The organism is Thalassolituus marinus (assembly GCF_020320395.1).
In the GTDB taxonomy this organism is placed as follows: domain Bacteria; phylum Pseudomonadota; class Gammaproteobacteria; order Pseudomonadales; family Oceanobacteraceae; genus Venatoribacter; species Venatoribacter marinus.
The window spans coordinates 1-20,991 of record NZ_JAEDAH010000041.1 but is presented as its reverse complement, the minus strand read 5'-3'; the positions used below and the strand labels follow the sequence as shown (position 1 = coordinate 20,991).

Below are 20,991 nucleotides of genomic sequence, written 5' to 3'. Positions count from 1 at the left end.
TGGAGAGTGGTGCTCATTCTGGATTGAGGGGGCTTATTCCTGCTGCTGCCAGCTTGAACGAAGCTGGCAGCAGTTTGTTCAGCCTTCCTGCTGCTTACGCATTTCCTTGCGATACAACACCACGCCGGCAATCAGTACCGCCATCGCGACCACGCCAATAATAATGGTTGCCAGGGCGTTGATCTGAGGACTTACCCCCAGCCGCACACTGGAATACACCACCATTGGCAAGGTGGTTGAACCCGGCCCGGAGACGAAGCTGGCGATTACCAGGTCATCCATAGACAGGGTAAAGGCCAGCAGCCAGCCCGCCATTAATGCCGGGGCAATCATTGGCAGGGTAATCCTGAAGAATACTTTAACCGGGCGGGCGCCCAGATCGAGTGCGGCTTCTTCAATCGAGCGATCCATGTGTGCTAAGCGGCTTTGTACAATCACGGTGACATAGGCCATCGAGAAGGTAACGTGCGCCAGCAGGATAGTGACCTGGCCACGACCAGCGGGCCAGCCGATCAGTTGCTCCATCGCCACGAACAGCAACAGCAGTGATAAGCCGATAATAATTTCCGGCATCACCAGTGGTGCTGTCACCATGACACCTAAGCTCTGGTGGCCGCGCAGATTACGAAAACGTACCAGTGCTAATGCTGCCAGAGTGCCAAGCACAACGGATAGTGTGGCATTCATGGCACCGATTTTTATGCTCAGCCAGGCGGCATCCAGCAGTGGGCCGTTATTCACCAGCTCGCCGTACCATTTGGTACTGAAACCGCCCCATACGGTAACCAGTCGGCTTTCGTTAAAGGAGTAAACAATCAGGCTGATGATGGGCAGATACAGGAAGGCGTAGCCCAATAGCAAAACGCTGAACAGAAATGGATAACGTTTAAACATACTGCTGCTCCTATTTCTGTTCGCGTTCGGCGACTTTCTGTTCGTAATGACGCATCAGTACGAACGGAATAATCAGTACCAGCAACAACACTGAGGCCAGTGCTGATGCCAGAGGCCAGTCTTTGTTACTGAAGAATTCGGTCCACATCAGTTTGCCGATCATCAGCGTATCCGGGCCGCCGAGCAGATCCGGAATCACGAATTCTCCCATTACCGGAATAAATACCAGCATGGAACCGGCGAGTATGCCCGGTACCGATTGTGGCAATGTCACTTTCAGAAACTGTTTCCACGGGCGCGCACCAAGATCTGCCGCAGCCTCCAGTAGTGTGTTATCCAGTCGTACCAGTGTGGCGTACAGGGGTAATACTAAAAATGGCAGATAGCTGTATACCACGCCGATATAAACGGCTACCGGGGTGTGCAGAATTTCCAGAGGAGTATCAATAATGCCGAGGCCAAGCAGCAGCTGATTAAGCAAACCGTTGCCTTTTAATATGCCGATCCAGGCGTACACACGAATCAGGAATGAGGTCCAGAACGGCAGAATAATCAGCATCAGCAGCGGCAGTCGCCAGTGGTTGGGTGACAGCGATATTGCATAAGCCATCGGGTAACCCAGCAGCAGGCACAGGAGGGTGGAAATACTGGCTACTTCAAACGAACCCCACAGTGCATCACGGTAGAGTTCATCTTCAAACAGCATCAGGTAGTTGCCGAAATTCAGCTGAATCGTCACCAGCCCGTCTTCAACTTCGCGAATCCAGTCGAGGTAGGGCGGTTGTGCCAGCTGTGCTTCGGACAAACTGATTTTCAGTACAAACAGGAACGGCAGCACAAAAAACAATGCCAGCCAGAACCACGGCGTACCGAGAATTACGGCACGTCCGGAAACCAGGCTACGCATTTTTTCCAGCGGCGTTTGCGGAATCAGTTTCACCGGCCCGTTCATTGGGTCAGTACTCCGCAGCTGTAGGCGCTCCAGCTCAGAGCTACTTCCTGCCCCCAGGTCAGCGGCTGTTCGGCCAGTGCCTGAATGTTCGACTGAGTGAATTGCACACGCTTACCGCTAGGCAGTTCGACGTGATAAATCGATACGTCGCCCAGATAGGCAATTTCCTTGATCACGCCGTAAATGGCATTCGGCTCTTCTGTGTGCTGATCGCGCACAGTAATTTTTTCCGGACGAATTGCTACGGTGACTTCCATGCCGGCAGTCAGTGGCTGACTGTGGTGCACTTTCAGCTCGCCGGCGGTGTCGTCGGAATGCACAATCACCATGTCATCTTCGTGTGAGGCGACGTAACCGTTAAATAAGTTCACCGAACCAATAAAGCTGGCGGCATAACGGGTCGCAGGGAATTCGTACATGCGACGCGGAGTATCGACCTGCTCAATCCGACCTTCATTAATCAGGGCAATACGCGATGACATGGTCATGGCTTCTTCCTGATCGTGGGTGACGATGATAAAGGTGATGCCCAGGCGTTCCTGAATATTCACCAGTTCGAACTGGGTATGCTCACGCAGTTTTTTATCCAGCGCACCCAGCGGTTCATCGAGCAGCAGAATTTTCGGGTGCTTAGCCAGAGAGCGGGCGAGCGCCACGCGCTGACGCTGACCGCCGGACAGCTGGTGTGGCTTACGGCTGGCCAGTTTCCCGATCTGCACCAGCGCCATCATTTCCTGTACGCGTTCGCGAATCAGGGCTTTTGGCATCTTTTCTTCTTTCAGGCCGAAGGCAATATTCTGCTCCACCGTCATGTGTGGGAACAGGGCATAGCTCTGGAACATCATGTTAATCGGGCGCAGATAAGGCGGCACGTCGGTGACATCCTGGCCATCAATATAAATGCGCCCGGAGGTTGGTGTCTCGAAGCCGCCGAGCATACGCAGCAGGGTGGTTTTGCCACAGCCGGAAGCGCCCAGCAGCGAGAAAAACTCGCCCTTATGAATGGTCAGGCTTATGTCATCAACGGCATAGGTTGAGCCGAAGGTTTTCGTCACGTTCTCAATACGGACGATCGGTTCTTCTTCAGGAGCAGCCCATGACTGCTCGGAGGATGCAGGACGAAGTTGAGTCATTCGTGCTGAGTGCTCCAGTAGGCTTAAAAACAAAAAGACCCCGAACTTTGCAGGACGGGGTCAGGAAGGCTGCATTTAAAGCAGCACTTCCAGTGTATTTCGCAACAGTCTGCGAATTATTTACCGGTTTTCGCGCGGGTCCAGGCGCGGTTCATATTACGCACTTCCTTGTCGGCAGGCGTTTTCAGAACCAGCAGCTTTTCCTGCGTGGCCGGTGGTGGGTAAATACCCGGGTTGTTACGCACTTCTTCGTCGACCAGACTGGTTGCGGCCTTGTTGGCGTTTGCGTAAGCAACGTAGTTGGTGATTGGTGCAATCACTTCCGGCTGCAGCAGGTAGTTAACGAATTTGTGTGCGTTAGCAACGTTTGGCGCATCGGCAGGAATGATAGCAACGTCGGTCCAGACGACAGCGCCTTCGCTTGGCACTACGTACTCAACCTGTACGCCATTTGCGGCTTCTACGGCACGAGCCTGAGCCTGCAGCATGTCGCCAGAGTAGCCATGAGCGACACAGATATCACCATTGGCCATATCGTTAATGGTCTGTGAACTGTGGAAATAACGGATATTTTCACGCACAGCACCGACAACATCAGCGGCTTCGGCGACGGCTTTCTTGCTGAAGTCATCAGTCGGCTTACCCAGATAAGCACGGGCGGCAACGAATACTTCGGTTGGGTCATCCATCAGCGCAACGCCACAGGCTGACAGCTTTTTGGTGATTTCAGGGTCGAATACCAGCTTCCAGGTATCCAGCGGCATATCGTCACCCAGAATCGCTTTCACTTTGTCGACGTTATAAGCGATACCTGTGGTGCCCCACATGTAAGGAACCAGATACTGGTTGCCCGGGTCGATATCACTCAGTGAATTCATGATGATCGGATCAAGGTTACTGAAATTGCTCAGCTTGCTCTTGTCGTAGGTCTGGTACAGACCGGCTTTAATGCCACGGTCGGCGAACGGGCGCGCAGTTGGAAAAATCAGGTCGTAGCCGCTGTGGCCAGCGAGCATCTTCGCTTCCAGAACTTCATTGGAATCGTAAACGTCGTAGGTCACCTTGATACCTGTCGCTTTTTCAAAGTTAGCGATGGTGTCTTCGGCGATGTAGTCAGACCAGTTGTAGATGTGCAGTTCTTCCTGCGCTGAAACCGTCAGGCTGGTCGCCATCAGTGCCGCGGTAACAGTGCTAATACCCAGTAAGCGCTTGTTCATTAAGCCAGTTCTCCAGCTTGTCCCTGCAACAGGGGGCCAATTAATCGGTCATACAGTGACCGTCTCAGGTATTCAGGGATTAAAGCGCCTGACAGTGCGCAGCAAACCCCGGAATCAGATGCCATCAGTCATCGCCAACCACTGTCAGGAAGACAGGCATCAGCTGGCAATAATGGCAATAATATGGAAAAAATACAGACAATAGATTGGATTGTCACGATGAAGAATACTTGTTGTCATCTCTGGCCCGATGGGTTCCCAGCGGTGCTGCCATGCTTATCGTCGAGGTTAGGTTTGGCGCAGGGCTGCTGCTATGATGCCCGCTGTCCGGAGCCCGGTATTACCTGATGAGTCAACGCAAACCTGCCGCTAAAAAATCTAAGTCTGAACGGCCTTCTTTATCAGGCAGACGTAAAGTCTGGCTGGCATGGATGCTGCGCCTGAGCCTGGTCGGGCTGGCGCTGCTGGCAGGCTGGCTGGTGTATCTTGATGCCCAGGTACGGGAGCGTTTTGACGGTAATAAGTGGGCTCTGCCGGCCAAGGTGTATGCGCGACCCTTGTTGTTGTATCCGGGGCAATTGTTGTCAGCGAGCCAGCTGGAAGCGGAGCTGAGCTGGTCGGACTACAGCGCTCGTGGCTATGCGGATCGCCCCGGTAGTTACACCCGTAGCGGCGAGCAATGGACTATTTTCCGCCGTGCGTTCCCGTTCTGGGATGGTCCTGAGTCTGCGCGCCGGATCGAATTGAGTATTCGCGATGGCCGCATCAGTCGCCTGCGCGAGCAGGGTGAGGACGTTGGCCTGGTGCGGCTTGAGCCTCAGTACATCGGCGGTATTTTCCCCGCCCACAATGAAGACCGTGAGCTGGTCAGGCTGGAAGATGTTCCCCCGGCATTGGTTGCTGCGCTGGTGGTTACCGAGGATAAAGCCTTTTTCGAACACTGGGGTATTTCGCTGCGTGGCATTGCGCGCGCCATGCTGGCCAATGTTAAAGCGGGCGGCTTTGTTCAGGGGGGATCGACACTTACCCAGCAGCTGGTAAAAAACTTTTTCCTCAGCAGTGAACGTACTCTGATACGTAAAGGGCAGGAGGCGCTGATGGCCCTGCTGCTGGAGTTGCATTACAGCAAAGAGGAAATTCTGCAGGCCTACCTGAATGAGGTATATCTCGGGCAGGCCGGACGGCGCGCAATTCATGGCTTCGGACTGGCGGCGCGTTTCTATTTTGGTAAGTCGGTTAAAGAGCTGGATAACGGAGAGATCGCGACACTGGTCGGACTGGTTAAAGGCGCTTCCTACTACAACCCACGTCGCAATCCCGAGCGCGCCAAAGAACGTCGTGATCTGATCCTGGGGCTGATGGCGGACAACGGCATTATCACTGATGGTCAGCGCATTGTTGCACAGGGTAAGCCATTGCTGACGTCTGCAGCCGGGCGGGCTGGGCAACGTGAGTATCCCGCGTTCCTTGAACTGGCGCGTGCTCAGTTGCAACGGGATTACCGTCTGCAAGACCTGCAGAGTGAAGGCCTGCGTATATTTACCACCCTTGATCCATGGATGCAGAACGCGGTTGAAGAAGCTGCACAAGCGACGCTGAAACGACTCGAAAGCCGCAGTCGTGAATTGAAGGATGTACTGGAAACCGCTGCCGTGATCACCAGTGTGGATGGTGGTGAAGTCAGGGCTTTACTCGGCTCGCGTAAACCGGAGTTCTTTGGTTTTAACCGCGCGCTGGCGGCGAAACGTGCCATTGGTTCGCTGGCCAAGCCGGTGGTTTATCTGGCGGCACTGGAAAGTGGCCGTTATCACTGGGGCTCGGTGATCGACGACAAGCCGGTCAGTGTTTCCGGTCCGGGTGGCCAGCTGTGGCAGCCGCAGAATTATGATCATAAGTCGCACGGTGCGTTGCCGATGGCCGATGCGCTGGCGCGATCCCTGAACCAGGCTACGGCACGTCTTGGCATGACTGTTGGGCTCGGTAACGTTGCCGCCACGTTCAAAGAGCTGGGGTTGCAGGCGGAAGTGCCACCGTATCCATCCATGTTGCTGGGGGCGATTTCTCTGTCACCGGTTGAAGTCGCGGCCATGTATCAGACTATCGCCTCGCAGGGTTTTGTCATGCCTCTGCGCACCATCGAAGCGGTGGCGACGGCGAAAGGTGAGACGCTTTCATCCTATGCGTTGCGTGGGGAGCAGGTCGTCAGTCCGGCTATGATGCAGTGGCTGCGCTACGGTCTGGAACAGGTGGCTGAGCGCGGAACCGCTCGTCGTATCACTCAGGAGCTGGAAGGGCCGCTGGCGGCGAAAACCGGTACCAGTGACGATCAGCGTGATGCCTGGTTCGCAGGTTTTGATAACCGCCATCTCGGTGTCGTCTGGGTCGGTCGTGATGACAATCAGCCAATGCCATTTGCTGGCAGTAGTGCTGCCCTGCCAATCTGGCTGGATACATTCCGCAGTGCAGGCAGTGAACCATTGCCGCCAGCCGACTTATTGCAGATGGTGCCGGTGAATGCGGCAGGGCAACTGGTAGAAAACGGTTGCCGCGGTACACTGTACCCATTTATCAGGGATCGGGTGCCGGCAGCAGCAGGGCAATGCGATCCACTGACCGAGCCTTCATCCGGGGAGAAAAAGTCGTGGTTCGACTGGTTGTTCTGATTTTTACCTTTTCTGCTTTTCTGGCGGGCTGCTCTGCGGTGCCTGAAGGGCCTGACCAGCAGAGGGTCAATGTTGCAGCCTTACCTGACTGGCAGGCGGACGGCTCGATGGGGAGCTTTACCGAGGGGAATCACCATCCGGCCATTGCCAGTCTTTTTGCCAAAGCTGAGATTGAACGACGTAAGCAACGCTGGCGTTCGGCCATGACCTATCTCGATCAGGCGCGGCAGATTCAGCCACGTAACCCGGCGGTGTTTTATCGTCAGGCCTGGGTCAGCCTGCAGATGGGTGATCGTGCTCAGGCACGTAATCTGTTGCAGCGTGGATTGGTCTTTGCGCAAAGTGACGTGGCGATGACTGAGCGGCTGAATCAGTTACTGGCGCAGTGCCAGTAACTGATTATGCACTGGCCTGTTTATTCCGCTTTAAGACGTGTCAGCAATCCACGCAGGTCGCTGGCCATAGCAACCAGCTGGGCGGAGTTGGATGCCGATAGTGCAGCCTGTTCGGTGGTGTCCTCACTGATATCACGAATGACGGTCAGGTTGGAGTTCACTTCATTGATGGCCATGCTTTGCTCGTCGATAGCGCGGGCAATCTGCTGGCTCATGCCATGAATACTGGTCACCGATGCTTTCATGCTCAACAGCTTGTCGGCGGCCTGAGCAATCTGCTCGACACTGGAATCAACCCCTTTCTTACTGGCGTCCATGGCATGAACCGCTTCCGCGGAACCTTTCTGCAGACGTTCAATCATCTGCTGAATCTCCTTGGTGCTTTCATGGGTGCGGGAAGCCAGTGTTCGTACTTCGTCCGCAACAACGGCAAAGCCTCGGCCCTGTTCGCCTGCGCGCGCTGCTTCAATGGCTGCGTTCAGTGCCAGCAGGTTGGTTTGTTCGGCAATGCCCTGAATCACCTGCAGTACCGAGCCAATATTGTTACTTTCGCTATCCAGGTTCTGAATCACGCTGTTGGCCTGCGTAATACTGGTCGCCAGCGTTTCAATGGTAGAACGCGCCCTGGTAATACTGACCTCAGATTCACCACCAATATGATCGGCTTCACTTGCTGTTGTCGCGGCGCTCTGTGAGTTGGACTGCACTTCCTGCATCGAGGCGGTCATCTGGCTGGTGGCGGTGGCAATCTGATCGGTTTCGTCATGCTGGCGCCGAGCTCCGGCACTCAGCTTTTGTGTGCCTTCGGCAAATGAGCGCCCAACACTATCAATCTGCTGTGACAGGTCATTCACCTGCGCAACAATGCTGTTCATCAGGGCAAAGAATTCGTTGAATGACTCTGTAAATTCGCCTTCCGGTCTTTCTACGCGGAAAGTCAGGTCGACCGGTCCCTCTCTGGAAATGTGCTGGCCAATTTTCAGCAGCTCGGCATTCTGCAGGAATTCGGCCCAGCTCTTACGTGCCAGGTAAATCAGTGCTGCAGACTCAACCACCACAAATACCGCGTGCAATAACACAATATTGATGCCGGTGCGGGCCTCGAATATCCATACCGGATTGCCCTGTTCCTGCAGATAATTAAAGGTCAGGTGGTGAACCGCAATCACGGCTGCAGCGGTCACAATCGGTAATACGTCACGGTAGTAGAGCAGCAATGCGAGCAGCACAAAGATGCCGAAGTGCATTTCCAGTAAGCCGTGAGCCTGATGGATATGCAGCGCAGAAAAGACCATCAGCGCTGCGGCATAGCTGAGGCGCGACATGCGGCTGGCCGGTGATATCTTGCTGACTATTACCGGTACCAGCAACGCCGGAATACCGATCAGCAGGGCTTCCGCCCAGGTGTTGTACCAACTGGCCAGCAGGAAAGAAACACCCAGCAGGGCGGCCAGAACGCCGGTGAAAAACCGGTCCGCCTGACGGTAAAACTGATCACGGATTGTAACCATACTGATACCATTGTAAATATCCACACATTACGTAAGTGTAGACAATGTAACGGGATCAGTGACGGCGATGGAGATATATGACAGGAATGAGAGTGATGCTCAGCCAGAGGTTAATATCCCCCTGATGCAGCGCAGTTTGCTGTAACCACACACCCAGAAGAATCCAGCAGCCCAGAGCCGCACTGGCGTTTTTCTTATTAGCTGGTATCTGCAGTAGTGCACTGATTGCCGCGATGGCCAGACTGGCCCACAGCAATGCAGGGAGTTCTCCCGCTCGGCGGGTCAGTTCAAACACCACACACAAGGCCAGCAATATGCGGCCCCAGATCAGGCGCGACCATTGATAACCAAGGGCGTTAACCAGCAGGGTAGCAACCAGCAAAGGCAGTGCTGCATACAGACTTAACTGTTCGGCAATCAGCTGCCCCTCGGCGGGGATCAGGTTGCCCGTCAGCGACAGCAACGCATGAATCAGCAGAATCAGGCCCGCAGCAAAGCGGGCACTGGCTATACCCGACCAATTAGCAGCGGGCTTACTGCTCCACAGCAGCAAGCCACTCAGGGCGGCGAGTAGTATTGAACCGGCAATCAGCATCTTACAGCGTCGCCATAACCCGGTCGGCGGCGGCGATGGTATCCAGAATATCCTGCTCGCTATGCGCGATAGACATAAAGCCAGCCTCAAACGAAGACGGTGCCAGGTAAACGCCTTCTTTCAGCATACCGTGGAAGAACTTGTTGAAGCGCTCGCCATCGCAGTGGTCAGCGACATCGCGGAAGGTGTTCACTTCTTTCAGTTCGGTGAAGAAGAAGCCAAACATAGAGCCCGCACTGTTGTGGGTAAACGGAACGCCGTGGGCATCTGCTGCGGCCTGCAGGCCGTTCAGTAACTGTTGTACGCGTGCGCTCAGTTGCTCGTAGAAGCCTGGCTTCTGAATGGCTTTCAGCATGGCCAGGCCAGCCGCCATCGCCAACGGGTTACCCGACAGCGTACCAGCCTGATACACAGGGCCCAGCGGTGCCAGGTATTCCATGATTTCGCGTTTACCACCGAAGGCACCCACAGGCAGGCCGCCGCCGATGACCTTACCCAGACAGGTCATGTCCGGCACGATGCCGTAGTATTCCTGCGCGCCACCAAGAGCGGCACGGAAACCAGACATGACTTCGTCGAAAATCAGTACGATGCCGTGGGTAGTGCACAGCTCACGCAGACCCTGCAGGAAGGATTTGCTCGGCGGAATGCAGTTCATATTGCCGGCTACCGGCTCGATGATCACACAGGCGATTTCATTAGCGCACTGAGCGAAGCATTCCTTAAGGTGGTCGAGGTCGTTGTAGTTCAGGGTGATGGTGTTTTCAGCAACGGCTGCAGGAACGCCCGGCGACGTAGGAACGCCTAAGGTCAGCATGCCAGAGCCGGCTTTTACCAGCAGAGAATCGGCGTGGCCGTGGTAGCATCCTTCAAACTTCACCAGTTTATCGCGACCGGTAAAGCCACGCGCCAGACGAATGGCACTCATGGTGGCTTCGGTACCAGAGTTCACCATGCGCACCATGTCCATGGAGGGAATCAGTTTGCACACTTCTTCTGCCATATCGATTTCGATATGGGTTGGTGCGCCAAAGCTCAGGCCCTTTTCCATGCGCGCTTTTACCGCATCCAGAATTTCATCGGCGGAGTGACCGAGAATCATCGGCCCCCAGCTGCCAACGTAATCGATATAGCGGTTGCCGTCAGCGTCGAATACATATGCGCCTTTGGCATGGTCGAAGAAGATTGGCGTGCCGCCAACACCTTTAAAGGCACGTACCGGCGAGTTAACGCCACCCGGAATGTGTTTCTGTGCAGCTTCAAATAAGGCTTCGGATTGGGCGATGGAATAGCTCATAACAATCTCTTCGGTATAAATCAGAATGGACGCACGACCACCAGAATGACGATGGCGATCAGCAGGAATACAGGGATTTCGTTAAACCAGCGATAGAACACATGACTGCGCTGGTTTTTGTCATCGCGGAACACCTTCACCAGGTGGCCACAGTAAAAATGGTAAACGATCAGCAACGCGACCAGCGTCAGCTTGGCGTGCAGCCAGTGAGTCTGCACCAGATAGTAATCCGGGTTATAGCTGATGGCCCAGCTACCCAGTGCCACCACGGCTATCATGGATGGCATCATAATGCCGCGATAGAGCTTACGTTCCATGATTTTGAAACGCTCACGCGAGACTTCATCCTCTGCAGCTGCGTGATACACAAACAGGCGCGGCAGATAGAAAATCGCGGCGAACCAGGTAACGACAGCAATAATGTGAAAAGCTTTTACCCAAAGCATCAGCGACCTCTTGGGTGATAGTGGTAAAAGTGTTCGATCATGGTTTGTGACACCAGACCAACGCAGCGACTGTACTGGTCGTCGCGGTAAACGGCCAGCCATTGTATGTGATGCTGCTCCATCAGGTCTAAGGCATCCTGCATATTGGCCTTCAGCGAAATAAATTCTACCTGCTGGCGATCGGCCGGAATGGCGATCAGATCAACATCCGGGTGGCGTCCATCATCATCGGCTTCGCTTATTTCCAGTGCTTCAGCGATAGCCGCGGGTGGCACGATGACTTTCTCATCTTCCAGTAGCAGCCAGTCCGGTTCGCGCTGAAGCATAAAGCCAGCAGTCTCTACGCTGACACTGCGCGGAGCGACGACAAACGATTGCGACATGGCGGCCGCCACCCATGTATTACGCAGCATCTGCTGAACCGGGTCGGGCAGCTGATAGTTGTGACCGCCACCAAGCTGAACTTCAAACACCGATGGCAGGCGGAACACTTCACTGACCACCAGACTGGCAATCACGATGGCCAGCATGCCCGGCATAATAATGTTGGGGTTAGCAGTCAGCTCCAGTAATGCGACCAGTGCAGCGAGCGGTGCGCGCAGTACAGCACCCATCAGTGCACCCATACCTAACAGGGTATAGAAACCGATGGATACCGGATATTCCGGCAGCAGCCAGGCCGATAGTTGCCCCATCAGACCACCCAGTGCTGCGCCGATAAACAATGTCGGACCAATCAATCCGGCAGGAAAGCTGACTGCTGCTGCCCAGGACGATAGCAGCAGCTTACCCAGTAACAGCGCCAGCAGTGTGCCCATCACAACCTCGCCGGCCAGGGTCGCGTTCACTGTGTCGTAACCAATCCCGAGCAGCTGTGGGAACATCAGGCTGATGGCAGCGGTGGTCAGCGTCAGTGCCCCCCATTTAAACCAGATGGGGAAACGATTCAGTTTCTGAAAGCCCTTTACCAGATAAATAAAAGCCGTCGCGACAAGGCCGCCTATGACGCCCAGTGCCAGAATGTAGGGGATTTCGGCCAGCGAGCGCATGTCGAATGCCGGTACCGCGAATGCAGTTTCAGCACCGAACAGCGCTTCCGACACAATGGCACCGGCAACGGAGGCCAGAATGATTGGCACGAAGCCACGTATGTTGTACTCCAGCAATACCACTTCCATGGCGAAGATAACCCCGGCCATTGGCGTGTTAAACGATGCCGAAATCGCGCTGGCAACACCGGCACCGGCGAGAATGCGTAAACGATGATGCGCCAGACCGGCAGACTGACCAATCTGGCTGGCGGTACCCGCCCCCAGATGAACCGCCGGACCTTCTCGCCCTACGCTATGGCCACTGACGATAGCTATCACGGCTGCCACCCACTGGGTGACCAGATTACCCAGCGGCAGATAGCCCTGATGTAACTCCATACGCTGCATGACATGGGTGACGCCGACGCCGCGCCGTTCCGGACGGAGGTAATGAAACAGCGCAATCAAGGCAGCACCGCCGCCCAGTAACAGCAGCAAGCGTGAGTTTTCGGAGAGTGCTTCGAACTGATCGGCATTATCGATAGCGAAGATGCCGGTGAGTGGCCACTCGATGGCAAGACGGAAAAGACTGATGACCAGTGCGCTGGCAATACCAGCCAGCAACGCCAATAGCGCCAGACCTATCTGGTTATCGGACAACGAAATCAGGTTCTGCCAATGCTGGCGCAGGAACTTCACGTTGAGGCGGCTTCCTTATCCGGCATTTGCATAGCCGGCTGGTGTTATAGCGTCATAAGAGTGAGTATTATACCTGTCTTTCTGATTATCGCTGCCTGCATCGGCAGCTATGCAACGTGAGGTTCAGTGTGATTAAAGTAGGTATCGTTGGTGGCACCGGTTACACCGGTGTCGAGTTACTCAGAATTCTGGTTAACCACCCGGATGTGGAACTCAAAGTGATTACCTCGCGCAGTGAAGATGGGGTGGCGGTTGCCGATATGTTCCCCAATCTGCGCGGTCATACTGATTTGCGCTTCAGTGTACCGGATGTGGATACTCTGGGCGCCTGTGACGTGGTGTTCTTCGCCACGCCCCATGGTGTTGCCCATGCGATGGCGGAAGAGATTCTGAATACCGGCACTCGTGTTATCGATTTGTCCGCAGACTTCCGTATCAAAGACGTTCCGACCTGGGAGCAGTGGTATGGCCAGCCACACGGTGCGCCGGACATCCTGCCACAGGCGGTTTATGGTCTGCCGGAAGTGAACCGTGAACAGATCAAAGATGCTCGTCTGATTGCTGTGCCGGGATGTTATCCAACGTCGGTACAGTTGGGTTTCCTGCCGCTGCTGGAAAACAACCTGCTGCCAGAGCAGATGCTGATTGCCGACTGTAAGTCCGGTGTCTCAGGTGCTGGTCGTGGTGCGGCGGTTGGTTCATTGCTGTGCGAAGCCAGTGAATCCATGATGGCGTACGCGGTGAAAGGTCACCGTCACTTGCCGGAAATTCGTCAGGGTATGGAACTGGCGGCGGGTAAGGCGGTCAATCTGACGTTTGTTCCGCATCTCACACCGATGATCCGCGGAATTCATTCTACACTCTATGCTCAGGCGCCGGGCCTGACTCAGGCACAGCTGCAGACGCTGTTTGAACAGCGTTATGCCAACGAACCATTCGTTGATGTGATGCCGGCGGGAAGTCATCCGGCGACGCGCAGTGTGAAAGGCAGCAACGTCTGTCGTATTGCTGTGCATTATCATGAGCACACAGGTCAGATCATCGTCCTGTCGGTGATTGATAACCTGGTTAAGGGGGCATCCGGTCAGGCAATTCAGAATATGAACATTATGTTCGGTCTGGATGAGAACGCCGGGTTGAAGCAGGTTGCACTGCTGCCCTGAGGAAAAATCCACAGAATAGACAAAGGGACTACAGGCATGGCGGTAGTAAAAGGTAGCCAACAAGAACGACTGGTCATTCGCCAGTATCGTCCGTGGGAACGTTTTCGCCGGAATCTGTATTTACTGTTGTTTATCGCTGCGATTGGTGTGGGTGGCTATTTTGGTGGTGTCTACGACAGCATGTCGAGCATCAGTGATTTAACCGCCGAACGGGATTCCCTGCAGGGTTCGCTGCAGGATGCTGAACGCACCATCACAACGCTGACACAACGGGTAGGGGTGCTGGAAAAGGGTGGCGAAGTAGATCGTAAGGCCACCGAAGGTATCCGACAGACCGTTAAGGAACTGAAAGCCCAGATTTCTACGCTGGAAGAAGAAGTCGCCTTCTATAAAGGCATCATGGCTCCGAGTGCAGATGATAAAGGGCTGCGTATCAGCAAAATTGATCTTCAGCCGCTGGAGACCAAAGGCCGTTATCGTTATTCCATCATGCTGACTCAGGTGGCGGACAACAGTTCGTACATTTCGGGGCTGGCAGCAGTGAACTTCGTTGGTCTGCAGACCACCGAGAAAGTCATCCTGCCATTGCGTGATATGGATTCGAGCGTCACCGATTTAGGGGTGAAGTTCCGATTCCGCTATTTCCAGGAGGTTTCGGGAGAAATCCAGTTACCTGATAACTTTACGCCTGAGCAGGTTCAGGTTGTATTACAGTCAACCGGCAGCAAGGCTCAGCGAGTAGAGCAGACCATTGACTGGCCACAAGCAGGAGAAGCATCTTAATGTTCAGCAGTAAAGATAAGGGTGCCAACACCCATTACGACACCCTGATTTCTTCCAAAACTGAAATCGTAGGTGATGTTAAGTTCACCGGTGGTCTCCACATTGATGGCGTTATCAAAGGCAATCTGGTGGCAGAAGCTGGCAGTGGTGCAGTCGTCCGCGTCAGCGATAAGGGTCGTGTTGAAGGACAGATCTCTGCACCGAATATCATCATCAACGGTAAAGTGATCGGTGATGTTCATGCGAGTGAATACATCGAGCTGGCCAAGAAGGCTCAGGTGAGTGGCGATGTTCATTATCAGGCTATGGAAATGGTATTGGGCGCCGAGGTGAACGGTAAACTGCATCATCAGAGCAAAGCCGATATGCGTAAAAAAGTCAGTGAGCCGGTGGTGGACGCATCCACAACAGAGAGCAAAGTTGACTGAATTAGTCGGATAAACGGATAATAGCCCGTATCTGACATATCCCGGAAAGTGTATGAACGCCGTTCAGCAAGCAAACCCTATTGAACTCAGCGCCAGTGCGGAAGCCAAGGTGCGCGAGCTTCTGCTCGAAGAAGCCGACGACGAACTCTGCCTGCGGGTCTTTGTGACCGGTGGCGGCTGTTCGGGCTTTCAGTATGGTTTCACTTTCGACGACGAGCGTGCGGAAGACGATACTCTGATTGAGTATGACGGTGTTCGCGTGCTGGTCGATTCCCTTAGCTACTCCTACCTGACAGGCTCCGTACTGGATTATCAGGAGGGTCTGGAAGGCTCCCGCTTTGTGGTAAACAACCCATCGGCCAGTTCGACTTGTGGTTGTGGATCCTCTTTTTCTATCTGATGTCGGAGGCTGTCATGGGTAAGGCGTTTTTGCTTGGGGCAGCTCTGTTCTCCGCCGCAGTGATGGCTGAGTTGCAACCTATAGAGCAGGACACTGGCGCGCTTCAGCCAGAGGCAGAGGTTGTGTCGGAGGTTGTCGGGCTGGTAAGCAGCGGCCGCTCTCAGGCCGTTCTTTTACTGCACACAGAAGAAGAATTACGCACCGTATTGCTGCGCGCAGATGCGCTGGCCGCCAATGCCAGTTATCAGAATGCTGATCCGGTAGTGCTGGTTCTGTATGGTGATGAAATTGCCCTGTTCGCCAGAGACCAGTACCGCGATAACAAAGCGCTGGTGGATCTCGCTGCCCGACTCGACGCCTTTAATGTGGTGGATCTTAAAGTCTGCGAACAGTGGCTCGGACGCTCGGGTCTGACAACCGCCGATCTGCCTTCGTTTCTGCAGCCGGTTGCCGACGGCAATGCCGAAATACAGGGCATGCAGCTGCAGGGCTTTGCCAGTTTCTGATTGTTGAATGGTCATCTTCGGGTGGCCATTTTTGTATCCAGCCAACGGAGGCACGTATGAAAGCCTTACTGTTTTGTCTGAGTCTGTTTTTTGTTTCTGTATCCCATGCAACATCAGTGGGAGTCGTGGTGACGCTTGTCGGCGACGCACAATGGCAACGCGCGGGAGAGGTAATCAGCCTGCGCCGCGGTGATTCCGTTGTCGCCGGAGATCGGGTGACCACGGGAATGGATGCTCGTCTGGTACTGCGTATGAATGAAGGCAGTGTCATTACGCTGGGCGCTGATTCTCAGGTGGTCTTCAGCGACTGGCAGTATCAGCAGGGAAGTGAGAATAATCATGCCCGCATGGAGCTGGTCGAGGGCGTATTCCGTTTTGTCACCGGGCTGATCACGCAGCAACCTCAGCCTGATTTGCAGGTGGCAACGCCAGCAGGGACAATCGGTATCCGCGGAACAGACTTCTGGGGTGGCTATCTGCAGGCCGATGTTCTCGATGTCATCCTGCTCGAAGGCGAGCATGCGCTGGTCATCAGTAACGATCAGGGTGAGGTCGTGATTGAACAACCTGGTCTTGGGGTATCGGTTGTTGCGGGTGAAGCACCACAACAGCCGAAAGCCTGGAGTGATGAAAAGCTGGCGCGCGCTGTACGCAGCATCTCTTTACCGCAATAACCCATACTCAGGCGGGGTAGATACCGCCAAGTATGCGCTCACCCTGCGCACCGGTAACGGCTGGTGCGTTTCCACTCAGGTGCTGTGAGGTACGCCATGCCAACCAGGCAAAAGCCATGGCCTCCAGCCAGTCAGGATCAATGCCTGCACGTGCGCTGCTCTTGATATCCAGCGCCGGCAGCAATGCCTGCAGACGTTTCAGTAAATGAGCATTGTGCAGACCACCACCACAGATCAGCAGCTCTCCGGTCAGATAACCGTATGACGTAATTGCCTGACTGATGCTGCGAGCACTGAACTCAGCCAGTGTGGCCAGCACATCTTCCGGACTGTGTTGGCTAAGATCACCAAGCAACTGCAGATTGAATAATTCCCGCCCGGTGCTGCGCGGTGGTGCAATATCGAAAAACGGATGCGCCAGCCACTCAGGCAAAAGGTCTTCCACTACCTCGCCGTGAGCTGCCAGCTGGCCACCCATGTCGCAGGGACAGCCGAGTTCCTGCTGACACCATTCATCCATCAGTGCATTGCCCGGACCGGTATCGAAACCAATAAGAGGCTGACTACCGAATGGAAGAACAGTTAGGTTAGCGATACCACCAATATTCAGCACCATGCGCTGGCCATCGCTGGTCAGACAGTGCTGGTGGAAGGCTGGCACCAGAGGAGCGCCCTGTCCGCCGGCTGCTATATCTCTGCGGCGAAAGTCTGCAATGCAGGTAATGCCTGTGTGCTCAGCAATCCAGGACGGATCGCCAACCTGCCAGCTGAAGCCATCTGGCTGGCTTTTGTGCCGTAGCGTATGGCCATGGGACCCCACCGCCGTTACATCTTCACAGCTCAGGGCATTACGCTGCAGCAATTCATTGATGGCGGCAACCGATTGCTCGGCAATATGCCGGTCCAGCAGGGCCAGATCTCTTACCCGGGCTGAAGTGACGATAGCAAGGTCACGTAATTGCTGGCGGAATACATCACTGTAAGGCAGGTTGATGGCATCAATCAGGCGTACGCCGTCACTGAAGTCGACCAAGGCTGCATCCATGCCATCGGCGCTGGTGCCGGACATCAGGCCGATAAACAGGCTCACTGAAAGGCTCCGATCTGGTTATCTTCGCCATCGGTATAACTGTTAAGCCAGTTCACCATGCTCTCTGATTTCTGACTGAATGCCGACTTTTCTTCCTGTGCAATGGCTTTGGCTTTGGGCAGTTTTACGCGCAAAGAATCACGGTGTACGCCATCCACACGGAATTCATAGTGCAGGTGCGGGCCGGTTGCGAGACCCGTGCTGCCAACATAGCCAATTACCTGGCCCTGCTTAACATTGCGGCCAGAACGCGCAGCGCGATTGAATTTGCTCAGATGAGCGTACAGTGTCTGATAGCGCGAACCGTGCTGGATAATAACGCAGTTGCCGAAGCCGCCTTTGCGTCCAGCGAACACGACCTTGCCATCGCCAGCTGCTTTGATTGGCGTTCCTGTCGGCGCAGCATAGTCTGTGCCTTTGTGGGCTCGCAGGGTGTTCAGGACCGGATGGCGGCGATTCAGGTTGAAGCGCGAACTGATGCGGGCGAAATCGATCGGGTTGCGCAGGAACTCTTTGCGCATGCTTGCGCCTTCCGCATTGTAGTAGTTGGCGTTGCCGTTCTTGTCTTCGTAACGGATGGCTGTCAGTTCTCGGCCCTGATTGTTGAAACGGGCAATCAGGATGTCGCCATTGCCGATCTTCTCACCATCCAGATAGATCTCGTCGTAGATCAGACTGAAGGTGTCGCCCTTACGGATATCCAGTGCAAAGTCGATATCCCAGCCAAAAATAGCAGCCAGCTGATACAGAATCTGATCCGGAATACTGGCTTCGGAGCCATCAAGAAACAGCGAATTCTGAATTGTCGCAGTGGCAAAGCGCGGACGATAATCTGCGTGGCGCTCTGCGAGTTCATAGCTTAGTGCGCCCTGATCGTCGCGGGCAAACGAGTGCTTCGCCAGTGGAGAGATTTCAATTTCCAGCAGCTGAATGTGATTGTCGTTGGAGCGAACCCAGTTCAGGGTTTGTCCGGGACGAAGCTTCAACGCCTCTCGCGGGGCCATTGCGGCTAATTCAATTACATCGGCTGCACTAAGATTGTTACGACTGAACAGCGTAGACAAACTATCGCCGGATTTAATCTTATCCGACTCCCAGTTAAGAGCGGGTACTTCTGGTTCAACCGGAATGGATTCGGCCACCTCAATAGTGAAGCGGGTTTCCTCTACCGGTTTGTTTGCAGCGGATGGCCAGAGTACAACGGCCAGTATGACTACAAATGCCGCTGCAGTTGCGGCCAGGTGCGTGAGGGGGAAATACTGCAGGCGTCCCGACAAAGCCATGGTGTCTGACGTTTCCTTATTATTGAAAGAGTCGATGTAGCTACGCTTTACAAGTGTAAACAATTCACTGGCATTTTACCCGGTGAGCTTGATTTTGCACCTTGATCAGGTAATGTTCAGCACCCTTCTGACAACCGATTTTTACGAGAGCTCCCATGACAGCTGCATTAATTGCCGATCTCAAAGACCGCGGTCTGCTCAACCAGGCAACCGCTGATGACGAACTGATCAATCATCTTGAATCCGGCTCTCGTACTCTTTATTGCGGCTTCGATCCAACCGCTGACAGTCTGCACATTGGTTCGCTGGTACCTCTGCTGGCGCTTAAGCGTTTCCAGATGGCGGGTCATAAGCCAGTTGCTCTGGTCGGTGGTGCAACCGGCCTGATCGGTGATCCTTCCTTTAAAGCGGCAGAACGAAAACTGAATGGCCCGGAAGTGGTCGCAGGCTGGGTTGAGAAGCTCAAAGCGCAGGTCAGTCGTTTCATCGACTTCGATGGCCAGAACGCCGCCGAAGTGGTTAATAACCTTGATTGGGTTGGGCAGATGAATGTACTCGACTTCCTGCGTGATGTCGGCAAGCACTTCTCTGTAAACAACATGATTCAGAAAGAATCGGTCAAGCAGCGTATTGAACGCGAAGGCTCTGGTATCTCGTTTACCGAGTTTACTTATATGTTGCTGCAGTCCTATGACTTTGCCGAGCTGGCGCAGCGTGAAGAATGTACTCTGCAGATAGGTGGCTCAGATCAATGGGGCAATATTGTAGGTGGTGTCGATCTGGCGCGTCGTATGTACGGCAAACAGGTATTCGGCATGACTCTGCCGCTGGTGACCAAGTCTGACGGCACTAAGTTCGGCAAGACCGAAAGCGGCACTATCTGGCTGGATTCCCGCAAAACATCACCGTATGCCTTCTATCAGTTCTGGATGAATACAGCTGATGCTGACGTCTACAAATTCCTGCGTTACTTCACCTTCCTGCCGATTGAACAGATCGAAGGTATTGAAGCAACAGATGCTGAGATCCAGGGGCGTAAGACTGCGCAGCCGATACTTGCGGATGAAGTGACACGCCTGGTACACGGTGAAGAGGCACTGCTATCTGCTAAGCGGATTACCGAAGCACTGTTCTCTGGCGATGTTAATCAGCTGACGGAGGCAGAGCTGGAACAAATTAAGCTCGATGGTTTACCTGCCAGTGATCTCGATACTGAAGGACTGTCAGAGAAACCTCTGACGGCGCTTTTGTCTGAGGCAGGACTCGGCCAGGGCAAGCAGATTAAAGACGCATTGGGTAGAGATGCCGTTATCGTTAACGGTGAAGCCTATGGCATGTCTGCATTGATGGAAGGCGCGTCTATCTTTGCTTCAGAGAAAGCGATGTATGGCCGCTTCTTTATCGTGAAACTGGGTAAGAAGAAGTATCACCTGTTTGAAATTGCGAAAATCGAAAGAAAAGGTGTTGACGGCAAGTTTTAGTTCTCTATAATGCGCCGCTCCTGGGTTGAGGTCTCGAAAGAGATAAAAACGAAGGAAAACAAAGGGTTGACATTGAGTTTAACGACTATATAATGCGCCCCGCTCTGAACGACACGGCAACAGCCAGGGCGATCAGAAAGAAAAGGGTTGACATGAAAAACGAAATGTTTAGAATGCGCAGCCCGCTTCGAGAGAAACGAAGCGATGTTCTTTAACAAAGTATTTAGACAATTACGTGTGGGTGCTTACTGAGATGTGCGAAGGCGCAAATTTTCAAGTAAGAACTCGTCGATAATTCATTTACGTGAATGTTAACAGTTTTATTCTTGAGCAAGATTTAGATTAGCATA

20 protein-coding genes are annotated in these 20,991 nt (G+C 54.0%); 9 read left to right on the top strand and 11 right to left on the bottom strand.

Going from position 1 to position 20,991, the window contains the following annotated elements:
- Positions 1 to 78: 78 nt before the first annotated feature.
- The 4 genes from I9W95_RS07755 to I9W95_RS07740 all read right to left on the bottom strand — a co-directional run bounded on the left by I9W95_RS07755 (position 79) and on the right by I9W95_RS07740 (position 4,196).
- On the bottom strand, positions 79 to 894 hold the full coding sequence (locus I9W95_RS07755; RefSeq protein WP_225673547.1) for an ABC transporter permease subunit: 816 nt from the start codon (positions 892 to 894) through the stop codon (positions 79 to 81).
- Positions 895 to 904: 10 nt separating this feature from the next.
- On the bottom strand, positions 905 to 1,846 hold the full coding sequence (locus I9W95_RS07750; protein WP_404818748.1) for an ABC transporter permease subunit: 942 nt from the start codon (positions 1,844 to 1,846) through the stop codon (positions 905 to 907).
- The gene (locus tag I9W95_RS07745) at positions 1,843 to 2,979 is read right to left on the bottom strand and encodes an ABC transporter ATP-binding protein (RefSeq protein ID WP_225673545.1); all 1,137 of its coding nucleotides are present in this window, start codon (positions 2,977 to 2,979) and stop codon (positions 1,843 to 1,845) included. The genes I9W95_RS07750 and I9W95_RS07745 overlap by 4 nt, the downstream gene beginning before the upstream one ends.
- A 116-nt stretch (positions 2,980 to 3,095) precedes the next feature.
- Positions 3,096 to 4,196 carry a polyamine ABC transporter substrate-binding protein gene (locus I9W95_RS07740; protein ID WP_225673544.1) on the bottom strand — a complete coding sequence of 367 codons (1,101 nt, stop codon included), beginning with the start codon at positions 4,194 to 4,196 and terminating at the stop codon, positions 3,096 to 3,098.
- Positions 4,197 to 4,543: 347 nt separating this feature from the next.
- Between I9W95_RS07740 and mrcB the strand changes: the two genes are divergently transcribed.
- Entirely contained in the window at positions 4,544 to 6,859 is a 2,316-nt protein-coding gene (mrcB, locus tag I9W95_RS07735) for a penicillin-binding protein 1B (RefSeq protein WP_225673541.1), read from the top strand.
- A complete protein-coding gene (locus I9W95_RS07730) occupies positions 6,838 to 7,254 on the top strand; it encodes a tetratricopeptide repeat protein (protein WP_225673539.1) in 417 nt (138 codons plus the stop codon). Before mrcB ends, I9W95_RS07730 begins: the two co-directional genes overlap by 22 nt.
- Positions 7,255 to 7,274: 20 nt before the next feature.
- Here the strand turns inward: I9W95_RS07730 and I9W95_RS07725 are convergent, their stop codons facing one another.
- Genes I9W95_RS07725 through I9W95_RS07705 form a run of 5 tightly spaced genes read right to left on the bottom strand, consistent with a single transcriptional unit; the run spans position 7,275 to position 12,833 of the window.
- Complete coding sequence (locus I9W95_RS07725; RefSeq protein ID WP_225673537.1) at positions 7,275 to 8,765, bottom strand: methyl-accepting chemotaxis protein; 1,491 nt, start codon at positions 8,763 to 8,765, stop codon at positions 7,275 to 7,277.
- Positions 8,766 to 8,820: 55 nt separating this feature from the next.
- Entirely contained in the window at positions 8,821 to 9,360 is a 540-nt protein-coding gene (locus tag I9W95_RS07720; RefSeq protein WP_225673535.1) for a hypothetical protein, read from the bottom strand.
- Position 9,361: 1 nt separating this feature from the next.
- Positions 9,362 to 10,657, bottom strand: a complete 1,296-nt coding sequence (gene hemL / locus I9W95_RS07715) for a glutamate-1-semialdehyde 2,1-aminomutase (protein WP_225673533.1) — start codon at positions 10,655 to 10,657, stop codon at positions 9,362 to 9,364.
- A 20-nt stretch (positions 10,658 to 10,677) separates the two neighbouring features.
- Entirely contained in the window at positions 10,678 to 11,103 is a 426-nt protein-coding gene (gene hemJ / locus I9W95_RS07710) for a protoporphyrinogen oxidase HemJ (protein WP_225673531.1), read from the bottom strand.
- Entirely contained in the window at positions 11,103 to 12,833 is a 1,731-nt protein-coding gene (locus I9W95_RS07705) for a chloride channel protein (protein WP_225673529.1), read from the bottom strand. Before I9W95_RS07705 ends, hemJ begins: the two co-directional genes overlap by 1 nt.
- 128 nt (positions 12,834 to 12,961) lie before the next feature.
- On the opposite strand from I9W95_RS07705, the gene argC reads away from it, so the two are divergent.
- Genes argC through I9W95_RS07675 form a run of 6 tightly spaced genes read left to right on the top strand, consistent with a single transcriptional unit; the run spans position 12,962 to position 16,787 of the window.
- Positions 12,962 to 13,996, top strand: a complete 1,035-nt coding sequence (gene argC / locus I9W95_RS07700) for an N-acetyl-gamma-glutamyl-phosphate reductase (RefSeq protein WP_225673527.1) — start codon at positions 12,962 to 12,964, stop codon at positions 13,994 to 13,996.
- Positions 13,997 to 14,032: 36 nt separating this feature from the next.
- Positions 14,033 to 14,779, top strand: coding sequence for a DUF6776 family protein (locus I9W95_RS07695; RefSeq protein ID WP_225673525.1), 747 nt, complete (start codon positions 14,033 to 14,035; stop codon positions 14,777 to 14,779).
- The gene (locus I9W95_RS07690) at positions 14,779 to 15,207 is read left to right on the top strand and encodes a bactofilin family protein (RefSeq protein ID WP_225673523.1); all 429 of its coding nucleotides are present in this window, start codon (positions 14,779 to 14,781) and stop codon (positions 15,205 to 15,207) included. The genes I9W95_RS07695 and I9W95_RS07690 overlap by 1 nt, the downstream gene beginning before the upstream one ends.
- Positions 15,208 to 15,259: 52 nt before the next feature.
- Complete coding sequence (gene erpA / locus I9W95_RS07685) at positions 15,260 to 15,607, top strand: iron-sulfur cluster insertion protein ErpA (protein WP_225673521.1); 348 nt, start codon at positions 15,260 to 15,262, stop codon at positions 15,605 to 15,607.
- A gap of 14 nt (positions 15,608 to 15,621) precedes the next feature.
- Positions 15,622 to 16,113: a DsrE family protein gene (locus I9W95_RS07680; RefSeq protein ID WP_225673519.1), complete on the top strand. Its 492-nt coding sequence runs from the start codon at positions 15,622 to 15,624 to the stop codon at positions 16,111 to 16,113.
- A 56-nt stretch (positions 16,114 to 16,169) separates the two neighbouring features.
- Entirely contained in the window at positions 16,170 to 16,787 is a 618-nt protein-coding gene (locus tag I9W95_RS07675) for a FecR family protein (protein ID WP_225673516.1), read from the top strand.
- Between the two features lie 7 nt (positions 16,788 to 16,794).
- Here I9W95_RS07675 and I9W95_RS07670 read toward each other — a convergent pair whose 3' ends face one another.
- Together I9W95_RS07670 and I9W95_RS07665 are read right to left on the bottom strand one after the other, a co-directional pair.
- Positions 16,795 to 17,877: an anhydro-N-acetylmuramic acid kinase gene (locus I9W95_RS07670; protein ID WP_225673514.1), complete on the bottom strand. Its 1,083-nt coding sequence runs from the start codon at positions 17,875 to 17,877 to the stop codon at positions 16,795 to 16,797.
- Positions 17,874 to 19,223 carry an OapA family protein gene (locus I9W95_RS07665; RefSeq protein ID WP_225673512.1) on the bottom strand — a complete coding sequence of 450 codons (1,350 nt, stop codon included), beginning with the start codon at positions 19,221 to 19,223 and terminating at the stop codon, positions 17,874 to 17,876. Before I9W95_RS07665 ends, I9W95_RS07670 begins: the two co-directional genes overlap by 4 nt.
- 92 nt (positions 19,224 to 19,315) lie before the next feature.
- On the opposite strand from I9W95_RS07665, the gene tyrS reads away from it, so the two are divergent.
- The gene (gene tyrS / locus I9W95_RS07660) at positions 19,316 to 20,641 is read left to right on the top strand and encodes a tyrosine--tRNA ligase (RefSeq protein ID WP_225673511.1); all 1,326 of its coding nucleotides are present in this window, start codon (positions 19,316 to 19,318) and stop codon (positions 20,639 to 20,641) included.
- The last annotated feature ends 350 nt before the right edge of the window (positions 20,642 to 20,991 follow it).

Excerpts from the sequence above, each read along its gene's own strand:
- hemL (WP_225673533.1), bottom strand. The coding sequence starts at position 10,657 with ATGAGCTATTCCATCGCCCAATCCGAAGCCTTATTTGAAGCTGCACAG.
- I9W95_RS07755 (WP_225673547.1), bottom strand. The coding sequence starts at position 894 with ATGTTTAAACGTTATCCATTTCTGTTCAGCGTTTTGCTATTGGGCTAC.
- I9W95_RS07750 (WP_404818748.1), bottom strand. The coding sequence starts at position 1,846 with ATGAACGGGCCGGTGAAACTGATTCCGCAAACGCCGCTGGAAAAAATG.
- I9W95_RS07720 (WP_225673535.1), bottom strand. The coding sequence starts at position 9,360 with ATGCTGATTGCCGGTTCAATACTACTCGCCGCCCTGAGTGGCTTGCTG.
- I9W95_RS07725 (WP_225673537.1), bottom strand. The coding sequence starts at position 8,765 with ATGGTTACAATCCGTGATCAGTTTTACCGTCAGGCGGACCGGTTTTTC.
- I9W95_RS07745 (WP_225673545.1), bottom strand. The coding sequence starts at position 2,979 with ATGACTCAACTTCGTCCTGCATCCTCCGAGCAGTCATGGGCTGCTCCT.
- tyrS (WP_225673511.1), top strand. The coding sequence starts at position 19,316 with ATGACAGCTGCATTAATTGCCGATCTCAAAGACCGCGGTCTGCTCAAC.
- hemJ (WP_225673531.1), bottom strand. The coding sequence starts at position 11,103 with ATGCTTTGGGTAAAAGCTTTTCACATTATTGCTGTCGTTACCTGGTTC.
- I9W95_RS07695 (WP_225673525.1), top strand. The coding sequence starts at position 14,033 with ATGGCGGTAGTAAAAGGTAGCCAACAAGAACGACTGGTCATTCGCCAG.
- I9W95_RS07675 (WP_225673516.1), top strand. The coding sequence starts at position 16,170 with ATGAAAGCCTTACTGTTTTGTCTGAGTCTGTTTTTTGTTTCTGTATCC.
- I9W95_RS07740 (WP_225673544.1), bottom strand. The coding sequence starts at position 4,196 with ATGAACAAGCGCTTACTGGGTATTAGCACTGTTACCGCGGCACTGATG.
- mrcB (WP_225673541.1), top strand. The coding sequence starts at position 4,544 with ATGAGTCAACGCAAACCTGCCGCTAAAAAATCTAAGTCTGAACGGCCT.
- I9W95_RS07680 (WP_225673519.1), top strand. The coding sequence starts at position 15,622 with ATGGGTAAGGCGTTTTTGCTTGGGGCAGCTCTGTTCTCCGCCGCAGTG.
- erpA (WP_225673521.1), top strand. The coding sequence starts at position 15,260 with ATGAACGCCGTTCAGCAAGCAAACCCTATTGAACTCAGCGCCAGTGCG.
- I9W95_RS07690 (WP_225673523.1), top strand. The coding sequence starts at position 14,779 with ATGTTCAGCAGTAAAGATAAGGGTGCCAACACCCATTACGACACCCTG.